We start from the raw sequence: 12514 nt of genomic DNA on the forward strand, positions 1-12514 counted from the left end.
TGACTATAACGTTGGGGAAAAGATCAAAATGACCGCAGCAGTGATTAATAGATTAATCAGCGTTACTGGCAGACATACTTTCCAGCCAAAGTTCATCACCTGATCATAACGCGGACGCATGAGTGAGCCTCGAGCCAAAATAAACATGGTCATAAAGAACAGCGTTTTAATCATGAACCAAAAAGCTGGTGGAATAAATGGGATATCTAAATTGAACGGCGCAAGCCAACCGCCAAAGAACAAGCAAGTCATCAAGGCAGAAATCAAGACAACGTTGACATACTCACCAATGAAGAACATACCAAACTTCATGCCCGAATATTCGACATGATAGCCCTCAGCCAGTTCTTGCTCTGCTTCTGGTTGGTCAAATGGATGTCTGTGCGTAACCGCCACACCCGCGACCACAAAGGTTAAAAACCCAAAAAACTGCGGAATGATATACCAGCCGTCGACTTGTGACTCAACAATGGCGCGTAAGTTAAATGAACCTGTCAGTGCAACAACGCCCATCAACGACAAACCTAAAAACACTTCGTAACTGATCGTCTGTGCAGCTGAACGCAAACCACCGAGTAGCGAGAATTTGTTGGCAGACGCCCAACCACCGAACATCACCGCATAAACAGCAATACCCGCCATGGCAAAGAAAAACAGAATACCAATATCCCAATCAACCACGCCAAGCGTTGGCGAAATAGGAATAATGGCAAATGATGCCAAGGCAGTAAACATCGCGACCGCAGGTGCCAAGGTGAACATAAACTTATCAGTAAAGTTTGGTGTCCAGTCTTCTTTAAAAAAGATTTTGAGCATGTCAGCGACTAACTGCAACGAACCAAAAGGCCCAACACGGTTTGGACCATAACGATCTTGCCATAATGCCAGCATGCGGCGCTCATAGACAATCATCATTGCGGCAACCAATACCACGACCAAAAAGATGACTAGCGATTGACCCACCAAAAACAGAATAGACCAAGTATCAAAGCTTATGCTACCCGCCAAAAAGCTTGGCACATCAGGGATAATACGGGTAACTTGCATATTACACCTCCTGTGTGGTGGTCGGCGCTGCGTTCATTTGCGCTGTGTCGTTATTGTTCATCATATCGTTAGCCATGCTACCCATCATCGTTACTGGTGCATCTACTTTCCGTACCGACGCTGGCATTGATGGATGGATGATACTCACCTGACCGACTGGGTAACCGATACAACCTTCTGCCAAATAACCAACCAGCTGTACTGGCAAGGTGATTTGTTGCTTGTCAATTTCAATCGCCAAGTAATCACCAGCAGCAATATTCCAGTCTTTGGCATCATCTATACCGATACGCCATGCTGCAACTGGCAGTTGCTCTGCGACGATTGGGCTACGTGATGCCATCATTGAGCTGGCATAGATATTATGAATCGGTACTAGCTTCGCTTGGCCTTGCTGTAAGTCAGTTGTATTCGAAGACATGGCTTCTGGCGTCACATATTGACGAGTAGCTAGACGCTCTAGCTGATCGAACAAACGCACCCCTGGATCACCATTTTTCAGATGTCCGCCGACTTTGTCTTGGTATTTGTTCCATGCTTGTGGTGAGTTCCAACCTGCCGCATTGGCAAAAGGAATCATCGAGCTTGGTGATTCTTTACCGCTATAACCTTCCATTGAGAAGGTCAAACCAGTGTCCAAATCTTTTGGCTGCATCGGCTCATGGACTGAGATTGGCGCACGCATAGCAGTACGACCTGAGTAACGGCGCGGTTGACGCGCGATTTTCAGACCAGTCATACGGTAGTCCGCTTCAGGCGCAGCGCCTTTGATACCTGCAAGCTTAGGATGGGTGGCGATCAGTGCATTGATAACATCATCTAGCTGCGTCCAGTCGACATCACGACCTTCAATACTGCTATGCACAGCATGTATCCAGCGCCAGCCTTCTTTAATACTGCTCATCGGATGGTAGTATTCGTTATCATAAACTTGGAAGAAACGCTGCGCACGACCTTCAGCTGATATCAATGTGCCATCCGCTTCTGCAAAGCTAGCCGCTGGCAATACAATATCGACGTCCTTATGCCAATCAAGCAGCTGATGATCTAACGCAATGACCGTTTTATCAGTCAGTAGCTGTGTCAATTTATTGGCATCAATCGCATCTGTTAGCTGGTTTTCTGCAACCACAACCACATCGTAATCAGTGGCTAGCAGCTCTTCAACTGACTGACCGCCAAGCATACAAACGCCCATGCTATTGGCATCAGGAACCGTTAGATAGATACCTGCCTGTGCCTGATACTGTGCGTTCACTTCTTTTAACTCAAGGTTTTCAGCAGGTGCGCGTTCGACATTATCCTGCGCTTCTGTATTTACGCCCGTTTCCAGTTTGTTTGGCTTAGCAGATAAATCTTGGTCTTCTTCAGGTTGGTCATTAGCCGCTTTCGCTTGCGCTGCCTGTACTTTGGCATTATGTGCCTCAACCTGCTGCTGCTCAGTCGCTTTGATTGCTGCACGTTTTTGGGTCAACGCTTGGGTAATCTGCGCCGCCGCCTCTATGAGTGCGGTAGAAGACAAGCTGCTACCCGAGACAACTAACGGCTTATCAGCTTGAATCAAGTCATAAGCGATTTGTTTGGCCAACGCTTGCATACCATCAGTCTCAGTACTAGCATCAGCATTTTGTTCAGCTGCTTGTGGATCTGCTATGTCTGCTAAGTCATCAGCGAAGCTCGCAATCTCATCAGCGACTTTGAAGCCAAGTTTAGTGATGTCTTCAGGGGTCGCCACTACGCTCACTTTACTGATGTCTTCTAGCTTGGTTTGGGTTACATCGATGACATAGACTGGGCTTAGCGCATCTTGAGCGATACGTTTGACGGGTTCAGCAAGCCAAGGTTGCGTTTGCAGCGCCGCTGCCATTTTCAAACCTTCATTTTTTGCGGCTTGACGTACTGACAGCGCGACACGTGATGACGTTTGCGTGATGTCTTCACCTAATACGAGCACTGCATCATGCGTCTCGATATCAGTCATGCTAGGGTTATAAATGCCTTCAGTGCTAAGCACTTCGATGCACTTATTGACCAGTGCTTGCTGCTGATGGTTCAGACCTGTTGAGAAATTATCAAAGCCGACCAGATTTTTTAGCGCAAAGTTGGTCTCTAAGCTGGCACGTGGTGAGCCAATCCCGATAACTTTTTTATCTTTGATACGTTTGATGGTTTCATCAAGTGCGTAGTCAATATTGATTTTGACATGCTTATCATTGATACGTTCAAGCGCTTGGGTTGGACGATCATCACGATTGACATAGCCATAACCAAAGCGGCCACGGTCACATAAGAAATAGCGGTTTACTTCACCGTTGTAGCGGTTTTCGATACGACGTAATTCACCATAACGCTCGCCCGGTGAAATATTACAACCAGCCGAGCAACCATGACAGATGCTTGGCGCATACTGCATGTCCCATTTACGGTTGTAGCGCTCAGAGTGGGTTTTATCAGTAAACACACCGGTTGGGCAAACTTCGGTTAAGTTGCCTGAAAATTCGCTTTCAAACTGACCATCTTTATCACGGCCAAAGTAAACGCGGTTGTTTGAGCCATAAACGCCCAAATCCTCGCCGCCCGCGTAGTCTTTATAGAAACGTACACAGCGATAGCAAGCGATACAACGGTTCATCTCATGCGCGATGAATGGCCCAAGCTCTTGGTTGTGGTGCGTGCGTTTGGTAAAGCGATAGCGACGGCGGCTATGACCTGACATATACGTCATGTCCTGCAAATGACAATGTCCGCCCTCTTCACAGGTTGGACAGTCATGCGGATGGTTGGTCATGAGTAGCTCAACCATCGACTTGCGGAATGCTTTGGCTTCATCGTCCGTCACAGAGATGTACATATCATCGCCAGGAGCGACCATACATGACATGACCAGACGACCACGACCTGCTTCCATATCGTCTTTATTCTGGAATTGCTTGACCGCGCACTGACGACATGAGCCGACTGAGCCAAGGGCTGGATGATAACAAAAATACGGCACATCAATGCCGAGTGATAAGCAGGCTTGTAGTAAGTTGTCGCTGCTATCTACTTCGACAGTGGTTCCATCAATATGTATGACTGCCATGCCGCTCTCCTTATTTCACTGCTGGCTGTTGGTTGGCTGCCGCATCAATCACATCGACACCAACCGCCTGCGCGATTTTTTGATCAAACTCTGGACGGAAATATTTAATCGCACTCATGAGGGGTTCTACCGCACCTGGTGCATGGGCACAAAACGTCTTGCCAATCCATAAATCACGCGTCAGACCCTCTAGTTTTTCGACATCGCCCACTTGTCCCTCACCGTTATTGATAGCGGTCAGCAATTTGACGCCCCACGGTAGACCATCACGACACGGTGTACACCAGCCGCATGACTCACGCTGAAAGAAAATCTCAAGGTTACGAAGTAACGGCACCATGTCTTGTGATTCATCGACGACCATGATAAGCCCAGTACCCATACGGCTACCCGCTTCTTGAATGGTGTCAAAATCTACAACCACATCCAAATGTTCTGCAGTTAAAAAGTCAGTCGAGGCGCCGCCTGGTAGCCAAGCTTTGAGCGTTTTACCATCTTTCATGCCACCCGCTAAATCTTCAATGATTTCGCGAGCGGTATAACCAAAGGGTAACTCCCAGAGACCTGGATCATTGACCAAGCCTGAACAGCCAAATAATTTGGTGCCTGGCGTTTTACTTTTGCCTTTGATTTCAGATAACGACTGATACCACTCAACGCCGTGATTCAAAATCGCTGGCATATTGCATAGAGTCTCAACGTTGTTAACTACCGTTGGACGACCCCATGCCCCAGAGATTTGTGGGAACGGCGGCTTGGTACGGGGGTTGGCGCGGCGGCCTTCTAGACAGTTAATCAGTGCCGTTTCTTCACCGCAAATATAACGTCCAGCGCCAGTATGCACGTGCAAATTAAAGCTAAAATCTGAGCCTAGAATATTGTCGCCCATCAGATTATTGGCTAGGCACTCATCGATAGCAGCGACCAAACGCTCAGCGGCCAAGATATACTCACCGCGGATAAAGATATAACCGTCAGTAGCACCAATCGCATGAGCGGTAATGAGCATACCTTCGATCAGCTGAAAAGGTAGACGCTCCATGAGTAAACGATCTTTAAACGTACCCGGCTCCATTTCATCCGCATTACAGATGAGATAACGTGGCAAACCATCCGGCGGCGACATAAATGACCACTTTAGACCCGCGTTAAAACCCGCACCACCGCGACCTCGAACATTGGCCGCTTTAATCATATTGCCGACGTCTTTAGGCGATTTAGATAGCGCTTCTTTTAGACCAGTGAAGCCTTTTAGAGACTCATAAGTGGCTAAATCAAGCACCGCATCATGATGCGCCAAACGCCACGTCAATGGCTTGGTTTCGCTAGTGGCTGTCGCTTTATCACCATAGATTGGAACACGCTGTGCATTTAGCTGGCTTGGCGCTTGGCCTTGACCGCGACGAGCAATTTGCTCTGAAATCGTTAAACTCATGCGTATAGCTCCAATAATTGCGCGACCTCAGATGGCTGGACAGGGCCGTAAGTGTCTTCATCAATCAGTACCGCTGGTCCCTTGTCACAGTTGCCCAAGCAGCAAATTGGCAATAGCGTAAAACGTCCATCAGCAGTTGTCTGACCATACTCAATACCCAGCTGTGATCTGATCTCAGCTGACAGCGCTTCATAACCTGTCAAATAACAAGCCACGGAGTCACAGATGAGAATCACATGGCGACCGACAGGCTGGCGATAGATACGGTTAAAGAAAGTGGCGACCCCATCCATGTCTGACATCGGGATGTCTAGGATGTTGGCAATAGCGTTTGCTTGCGCATCATCGACCCAGCCGTTGCGCTTTTGCACAATTTTTAGCGCATCTAATGAGGCAGCACGCGCCTGCGGATAATGATGCATAAACTCATGAATGGCAGCGATTTCCTCAGTGGTGAGGATGCTTTCCACATCTACTTTTGGCATTTTGTCGGAAACAATTTTCATAATCTTCTGTCTTTCCTCACTCATCCTGCTCTATCACAAGCCAATATCAGTCTGCTTAAAACCGTGGTTATATCGACAAGCGACGGCATTTTGGTGTGCCATCAGGCAATAATATATTGATGAACAAATACTTTTGAAGCAGCGGCTTTAGCCTTAAAGATCAAAATCTTAACGATCGCAGTCCGCCATCACAATATCAATCGATGCCAAATACATAATGGCATCAGAAACCAGTGAGCCATTAATGACCGATGGCATCTGCTGTAAATGCGCAAATGTCGGTGTACGAATACGGGTACGATAGCTCATCGTGGCCTTGTCTGAGGTGATGTAATAACTGTTCAGACCTTTGGTCGCCTCGACGATCGTCGTACATTCACCTGCTGGCATCACAGGACCCCAGGATACTGAGATAAAATGATTAATCAATGTCTCAATATCATTTAGCGTACGGTCTTTTGGCGGTGGTACGGCCAGTGGATGATCCGCTTTGTAAGGACCTTGTGGCATATTGTCCATACATTGACGAATGATACGTAATGACTGACGCATCTCTTCAACTTTGACCATACAGCGATCATAAGCGTCACCGTTGTAACCAACTGGCACTTCAAAATCGTAATTCTCATAGCCCATGTATGGACGTGCTTTACGTAGATCAAAATCCACGCCTGTCGCGCGCAGACCAGCGCCCGTCACGCCCCAAGCAAGTGCTTGCTTGGCATTGTACTGAGCAACCCCTTGAGTACGGCCTTTGAGCACGCTGTTTTGTAATGCTGCTTTGACATATTCGTCCAAGCGTTTTGGCATCCAATCTAAGAACTCACGCACCAAACGCTGCCAACCGCGCGGCAAGTCAGCCGCCGTACCACCGATACGGAACCAAGCTGGATGCATACGGTAGCCTGTCACGGCTTCGATGACGTCATAGGCTTTTTGGCGATCGGTAAACATATAAAATACAGGGGTCATACCACCTGCATCCTGAATGAATGTACCGACGTATAGCAAATTGTTGGTGATTCGGAAAAACTCGCTCATCATCACACGGATAGTCTCGGCGCGAGGTGGGACGGTAATGCCTGCAAGCTTTTCGACTGACATGATATAAGGCAGCTCATTCATCACACCGCCTAGATAATCGATACGGTCGGTATAAGGGATGAATGAGTGCCATGTCTGGCGCTCAGCCATCTTTTCTGCGCCGCGATGGTGATAGCCAATATCAGGGATACAGTCGACGACTTCCTCGCCATCTAGCTGTAGTACCAAGCGAAACGCACCGTGAGCGGAGGGGTGGTTAGGACCGATGTTCAAGAACATAAAGTCTTCGTCACGACCTGAGCGCTTCATGCCCCACTCTTCTGGGACAAAACGTAGGTTTTCTTGCTCATATTGCTGCTTGGCAGTATTCAAGAAATACGGGGTAAATTCCGTCGCACGCGCATGATATTCTTTACGCAGTGGATGACCTTCCCAGTATTTTGGCAATAAAATACGGGTCAAATGCGGATGACCTGTAAAGACAATACCGAACATGTCCCACACTTCGCGCTCATACCAGTTGGCATTTGGCCAAATATTGGTCGAGCTTGGGACATTGAGCTCATCTTCGCTCAGTGCGACCTTGACACGTATATCACTATTGCGCTCAAGCGACATCAGGTGATAAAACACCGTAAAGTCACTGTCAGGTAACCCTGCACGATGCTGACGCAAGCGCTCATCTATCGCTGACAAGTCAAATAGCATGACGTAGGGCTTGGGCAGTTTGCGCAAAAATAAAAGCACGTCTAATAAATCTGCACGCGCCACCCAGACTGTTGGAATCTCATCCACAGTGTGCTGTACGACAAATTTACCAGCATACTTTTGCTCCAGCTCTGTGATGACGGCTGGGACGGGCTTGATCTTAGGATCTGTGTTTTCGACTACCGTGACCATGAATGATGTATTCCTTCATTAATCATAACTGAGCGATGTCAATCACAGTGAAGCTATGTCAGTCATAACCAAACCATGATGAGCGCATAAAATATTGAGGTTGCTAAATCTACATGCTATCTAAACTTAGATGCTGTCTGGGCTGCGCAGGTTTTTTACAGCGATACGATCTGCTTGTTTACGGTCACGCTCAGGGGTCATCTGCGGTTGATAGATACCCTGCTCATTGACATGGATGCCCAGCGGACGACGCTCTTTGGTGATAGATTCTTGTAGCAACATCAAGCCTTGAATCAATGCTTCTGGACGCGGCGGACAGCCTGGCACATACACATCGACAGGGATCACTTTATCCACCCCTTGTACGACAGAATAGATGTCATACATGCCGCCTGAGTTGGCACAAGCACCCATAGAGATGACCCATTTTGGCTCAAGCATTTGCTCATAAAGACGCTGAATAACAGGGGCCATTTTGACAAAACATGTACCAGCAACGATCATGACGTCTGCCTGACGGGGTGAGGCACGGATAACCTCTGCCCCAAAGCGTGACAAATCATGAACGGCGGTTAAGGTAGTGGCGTATTCAACATAACAGCAAGACGTACCAAAGTTAAATGGCCAGAGCGAGTGCTTGCGCCCCCAGTTTGCTGTCGAATGAACGAGGTCTTCGAGACGACCCATAAAGACGTTTTTATTGACTTCATCTTCGATAGGATCATTGACCGTTTGGCGGGTCTGTGCAGGGTAGGTATCTGCATCAGGGTTGGCTTTTGTTAATGTGTATTTCATAACATACAACCTTCATATTAGGCTTGGCGTGGCAATCATCTTGCTCGCGCTGTCGCCATAATTTTATTATTAATAAGTGGCTAATCATCAGCGATCATCGATATAAACAGACTGGTGTCTTTATATCTTGCTGCCTGTCCTTTACAAAAAAACCTAGCCGCTAAAACCATCAACTGGCATTAACGCGCAGCTTTATCTTTTTGACTAGACGTCGCAAAGTCCACAGACGTCACATTACCTGTGGTATTAATATGATCGATGTTTTGTAGATGACGGCGATTGGCTTCGATATTGTTTGAGACATTGATTTGACCGGATGATTGTGCGGGTACTTTACCAGTAGGATCGACCATCAGCTCATGAGCACCATCAAACTTGGTGATATCTGCTAAGTTAAAGCCAGCAGGCGCGGCATATAAGCGTGCCTTTTTACGCAGCTTGTCAGCAGGTGCCCAGTTCATCGCACCCAAGCTCAGCTCATAAATCAAACCGATAATCAGAATAGTGATAAAGGTAGCAGCAGCGGCAAAACCAAGCCAGCCGGCCTCTCGTACTGACACAGAATACGCGTAGAGATACAGCGCCTCTAAATCGAAAATCACAAAGAAAATCGCGACCAAATAGAATTTAGCAGACAAACGAATACGGGCGTTGCCAGATCCGACAACACCCGCTTCAAATATCTCTTCTTTTTGTAAGCCTTGAGAGCGACCGCCAAGTAAACGCGGTACCACCAGCATAAAGACAACTAGCCCAATGGCGGCTAAGATAAAAGCAACTGCTGACCAATTAAAAGCAGACATGATAATACGTGCTCCTCACCCAATCGAGTGTTAGACACAGCGCAGGCACTGACCCACTAAGGCCGCCTCACGACAGGTATAACGCAGACGAAAACACAAAGCAAATGTCATTCACTGACACTGTGTTTAAGTAACTGTCATTGAGTCACATGTTAGGTATTTTGCTGGTAATAACCAATTATCAAGCTTATTAACGACGATGTCAGACCTGACCAACGGTAGAGATTCCGGCATGCACGCGGATAAAGGCTGGTCGCCCAACGCATCTTCTAACAACGTAAGATCAACGTATTAAATCAATATCATATCTGACTGCGTACTTAATTGATTTAATAGCTCATTACACGTTGTTAATAATGACGTGACAACTGGCATAAATTATTTATGTACTATACGCATATCAGTGCCTAAAAGCTAGTTTTTAACTGTATTCGACGGTCATTTTCTATGAAACAAAATGTGTTTTTTTTACCAAAAATTATGATATAGACGTTACCTTATATTAACCCCAAATCCATGCTTTGTTCGATGCGCAAACGCTGTCACGCTATTTACCAAAAATCAAGTGCGCTCATACCCTATTTTCATCACCCAACTCCTCCCCCAAAGTGACCGTTTTTGCTTTATAATGACCCACCTAATTTTACGATATGTCATCATCAAACCTTAAATTCTATTATCCTTATAACAAACATTATTAAGATATCACTACGATATCAATTTTGGTGGTACGCACCGCGTTCATCTACTTGTGCTATATCAGCGCTACCCTCTTTTTGCTTTTGTCTTACAGGTCACGTTATGAGTCAACTCAATCCCAAACAACAAGAAGCCATGCTCTACGTATCCGGCCCACTACTTGTGCTCGCAGGTGCTGGCTCCGGTAAGACCTCGGTGATCACGCGTAAAATTGCGTATCTGATTCAAGAGTGCGACATGCCAGCTGAGCGCATCACTGCCGTGACCTTTACTAATAAGGCGGCACGTGAAATGAAAGCCCGTGTGAGCAAACTGCTCCCAAGCGAAAAAACGCGCGGCTTGACTGTATCGACCTTTCACCAATTTGGTCTCCAGTTTTTGCGCTATGAGCTGATGCATACGCCGCTAAAAGGCAACTTCTCTATCATGGACAGCGATGATAGTAAGCGCCTCTTGATGGAGCTGATGATGCGCGACAACTTAAGTGGTGCTGAAAGTCGTGAGCTGGTTGGTAAAGCCATCAAAATGATCTCTGATTGGAAAAACGATTTGATTGAGCCTGACAAGGCGATGGAGACGTTAGACGATCCAGAAGACATGATTTTTGCGACCTTGTACGCCCTTTATGAGCGTAACTTGCGTGCGTATAATGCCGTCGATTTTGATGACTTGATTGTACTGCCGACCAAAATCTTGCGTGAAAATAGAGAGCTGCGAGACAAATGGCAAAACCGTATTCGTTATCTATTGGTCGATGAGTATCAAGATACCAATACCGCCCAGTATGAAATGATTAAGCATTTGGTTGGTCCGCAAGGTCGTTTTACCGTGGTGGGTGATGATGACCAATCTATCTATGCGTGGCGCGGGGCGAAGCCTGAAAACATGGCACTGCTAAAAGAAGATTTCCCAAAACTAAAAATCGTCATGCTTGAGCAAAATTACCGTTCAACTACCCGTATTTTGACCTCTGCCAATGCCGTTATTCTGAACAACGAGCATTTATTCGAAAAGAAACTATGGTCAGATAAAGGTCAAGGCGAAAAAATTCGGATTATCAACTGCCGTAATGATGACGATGAGTCTGAGCGCGTCGCCAAAGAAATCGTCACGCACAAATTGCGTTTTGGTAATGAGTGGGAGCAGTATGCAGTACTCTACCGCAGTAACTTTCAGGCACGAATGCTTGAGGCACAATTGCGCCAGCTACAAGTACCCTATAAGTTATCGGGCGGTCAATCGTTCTTTGCGCGTAGTGAAATCAAAGACATCATGGGCTATCTACGCCTGATTTTGAACCCTGAAGATGACAGCGCGTTTTTGCGTATTATCAATACACCCAAGCGTGGTATGGGACCTGCCACGCTAGAAAAGCTTGGCTTATTTGCTCAAGAGCATAGTATCTCGCTACTGGCTTCTTGTACTCATGCCGGCTTGGCTCATGTGTTGCCGTCAAAAGCGTATGGCACGATCAAAGAGTTTGGCGAGTTCATCGAGCACTATACACGTGAGCTCGATCAACACCCTGATCCTGTGCCAATCGTACGCCAAATGATTGATGAGACGGGCTATATTGATTTTGTCCGTAGCGATGCCAAAACCCCGCAGCAAGAAAAAAACCGTATTGATAATATCGATATGCTCTATACCAGTATCCAATCGCTCATTAATCGCGCGGAAGAAGACGAAGACCGCACGATTGATACCATCATTCGTAAGCTGGTCTTGCTAGACATGCTTGAGCAGCAGCAAGAAGAAGAAAACACCAACAAAGTCAATCTAATGACCTTACATGCTGCAAAAGGTCTAGAGTTTGACTTTGTCTATATCATGGGGCTTGAGGAAGAAATGCTGCCACATCGTAACTCTATTATGAGTGAGACGATCGAAGAAGAGCGTCGCCTCATGTACGTGGGCATCACCCGTGCGCGCCGTGAGCTGACACTGACACTGGCAACCCAGCGCCGTGCTGGTGGTCAAATGCGCGTGACCTCAGAATCACGGTTTTTGGACGAGCTACCTGAAGATCATGTTGACTGGCCCGCCAAGGCCAAAAAGAAAAAAGCCACCAAAGACCCAGAAGCGGTCGCTGATGAGTATTTAGCCAATATTCGCGCTTTATTGGGTAAGCGCTAACATCAATATTGACAGTGCTGATGCCAAAAAGAACTGACTCGGCAAACGCTAACCCGACGCTTTGCCA

General features: G+C 46.9%; 8 protein-coding genes. 1 reads left to right on the top strand and 7 read right to left on the bottom strand.

Annotation, left to right across the window (positions count from 1 at the left end; translation table 11 throughout):
• Window positions 1-3 precede the first annotated feature (3 nt).
• From nuoH to ndhC, 7 genes are all read right to left on the bottom strand, one after another.
• Complete coding sequence (nuoH, locus tag BTW00_RS04170) at window positions 4-1047, bottom strand: NADH-quinone oxidoreductase subunit NuoH (protein WP_075106363.1); 1044 nt, start codon at window positions 1045-1047, stop codon at window positions 4-6.
• A 1-nt stretch (window position 1048) separates the two neighbouring features.
• Window positions 1049-4129 carry an NADH-quinone oxidoreductase subunit NuoG gene (gene nuoG, locus BTW00_RS04175; protein WP_075106364.1) on the bottom strand — a complete coding sequence of 1027 codons (3081 nt, stop codon included), beginning with the start codon at window positions 4127-4129 and terminating at the stop codon, window positions 1049-1051.
• Window positions 4130-4139: 10 nt separating this feature from the next.
• A complete protein-coding gene (nuoF, locus tag BTW00_RS04180; protein WP_075106365.1) occupies window positions 4140-5564 on the bottom strand; it encodes an NADH-quinone oxidoreductase subunit NuoF in 1425 nt (474 codons plus the stop codon).
• A complete protein-coding gene (nuoE, locus tag BTW00_RS04185) occupies window positions 5561-6070 on the bottom strand; it encodes an NADH-quinone oxidoreductase subunit NuoE (protein WP_058024550.1) in 510 nt (169 codons plus the stop codon). Before nuoE ends, nuoF begins: the two co-directional genes overlap by 4 nt.
• Before the next feature lie 168 nt (window positions 6071-6238).
• Entirely contained in the window at window positions 6239-8014 is a 1776-nt protein-coding gene (gene nuoC / locus BTW00_RS04190) for an NADH-quinone oxidoreductase subunit C/D (protein WP_075106366.1), read from the bottom strand.
• A 126-nt stretch (window positions 8015-8140) separates the two neighbouring features.
• Window positions 8141-8809 carry an NADH-quinone oxidoreductase subunit B family protein gene (locus tag BTW00_RS04195; RefSeq protein ID WP_058024548.1) on the bottom strand — a complete coding sequence of 223 codons (669 nt, stop codon included), beginning with the start codon at window positions 8807-8809 and terminating at the stop codon, window positions 8141-8143.
• Between the two features lie 179 nt (window positions 8810-8988).
• Window positions 8989-9612 carry an NADH-quinone oxidoreductase subunit A gene (gene ndhC, locus BTW00_RS04200; RefSeq protein WP_075106367.1) on the bottom strand — a complete coding sequence of 208 codons (624 nt, stop codon included), beginning with the start codon at window positions 9610-9612 and terminating at the stop codon, window positions 8989-8991.
• A gap of 801 nt (window positions 9613-10413) precedes the next feature.
• On the opposite strand from ndhC, the gene BTW00_RS04205 reads away from it, so the two are divergent.
• Window positions 10414-12447 (top strand): UvrD-helicase domain-containing protein, encoded by a 2034-nt coding sequence (locus BTW00_RS04205; RefSeq protein ID WP_075106368.1) that lies wholly within the window; start codon window positions 10414-10416, stop codon window positions 12445-12447.
• The last annotated feature ends 67 nt before the right edge of the window (window positions 12448-12514 follow it).

Origin of the sequence: Psychrobacter sp. C 20.9, assembly GCF_001921765.1 — a bacterium.
In the GTDB taxonomy this organism is placed as follows: Bacteria; Pseudomonadota; Gammaproteobacteria; order Pseudomonadales; family Moraxellaceae; genus Psychrobacter; species Psychrobacter piscatorii_B.

Excerpts from the sequence above, each read along its gene's own strand:
- nuoH (WP_075106363.1), bottom strand. The coding sequence starts at position 1,047 with ATGCAAGTTACCCGTATTATCCCTGATGTGCCAAGCTTTTTGGCGGGT.
- nuoG (WP_075106364.1), bottom strand. The coding sequence starts at position 4,129 with ATGGCAGTCATACATATTGATGGAACCACTGTCGAAGTAGATAGCAGC.
- nuoF (WP_075106365.1), bottom strand. The coding sequence starts at position 5,564 with ATGAGTTTAACGATTTCAGAGCAAATTGCTCGTCGCGGTCAAGGCCAA.
- nuoE (WP_058024550.1), bottom strand. The coding sequence starts at position 6,070 with ATGAAAATTGTTTCCGACAAAATGCCAAAAGTAGATGTGGAAAGCATC.
- nuoC (WP_075106366.1), bottom strand. The coding sequence starts at position 8,014 with ATGGTCACGGTAGTCGAAAACACAGATCCTAAGATCAAGCCCGTCCCA.
- BTW00_RS04195 (WP_058024548.1), bottom strand. The coding sequence starts at position 8,809 with ATGAAATACACATTAACAAAAGCCAACCCTGATGCAGATACCTACCCT.
- ndhC (WP_075106367.1), bottom strand. The coding sequence starts at position 9,612 with ATGTCTGCTTTTAATTGGTCAGCAGTTGCTTTTATCTTAGCCGCCATT.
- BTW00_RS04205 (WP_075106368.1), top strand. The coding sequence starts at position 10,414 with ATGAGTCAACTCAATCCCAAACAACAAGAAGCCATGCTCTACGTATCC.